Origin of the sequence: Pseudomonas sp. NPDC098747, assembly GCF_044760045.1 — a bacterium.
GTDB lineage: Bacteria > Pseudomonadota > Gammaproteobacteria > Pseudomonadales > Pseudomonadaceae > Aquipseudomonas.
The window spans coordinates 1525-2136 of record NZ_JBIWAL010000139.1 but is presented as its reverse complement, the minus strand read 5'-3'; the positions used below and the strand labels follow the sequence as shown (position 1 = coordinate 2136).

Below are 612 nucleotides of genomic sequence, written 5' to 3'. Positions count from 1 at the left end.
ACGGTTACCACATTGAATACGCCGGCATGAAATGGGGCATGTTCTTCGTTGGCGAATACATCGGCATCATCTTGATCTCGGCGCTGCTGGTCACCCTGTTCTTCGGTGGCTGGCACGGTCCGTTCGGCATCCTGCCGCAACTGTCGTTCCTGTGGTTCGCCCTGAAGACCGCGTTCTTCATCATGCTGTTCATCCTGCTGCGCGCCTCTATCCCGCGTCCGCGTTATGACCAGGTGATGGACTTCAGCTGGAAATTCTGCCTGCCACTGACCCTGATCAATTTGCTGGTGACCGCTGCGGTTGTGTTGTGGAACACGCCCGCGGTTGCGGTTCAGTGAGGATTTGACCCATGTTCAAATATATTGGCGACATCATTAAGGGTACCGGTACCCAGTTGCGTAGCCTGGTCATGGTCTTCGGCCATGGCTTTCGCAAGCGCGACACCCTGCAATACCCGGAAGAAGCGGTCTACCTGCCACCGCGCTACCGTGGTCGCATCGTCCTGACCCGCGACCCCGATGGCGAAGAACGCTGCGTAGCCTGCAACCTGTGCGCCGTTGCGTGCCCGGTGGGTTGCATCTCGCTGCAGAAAGCTGAAACCGAAGACGGTCG

General features: G+C 58.2%; 2 protein-coding genes. Both read left to right on the top strand.

Annotated features, from left to right (window positions below):
* Positions 1 to 338, top strand: a 338-nt coding sequence (locus ACIQVE_RS29585; RefSeq protein WP_402815490.1) for an NADH-quinone oxidoreductase subunit H, incomplete at its 5' end; no start/stop codon positions are given.
* Between the two features lie 11 nt (positions 339 to 349).
* On the top strand, positions 350 to 612 hold a 263-nt coding region (locus tag ACIQVE_RS29580), incomplete at its 3' end, for a NuoI/complex I 23 kDa subunit family protein (RefSeq protein ID WP_402815488.1).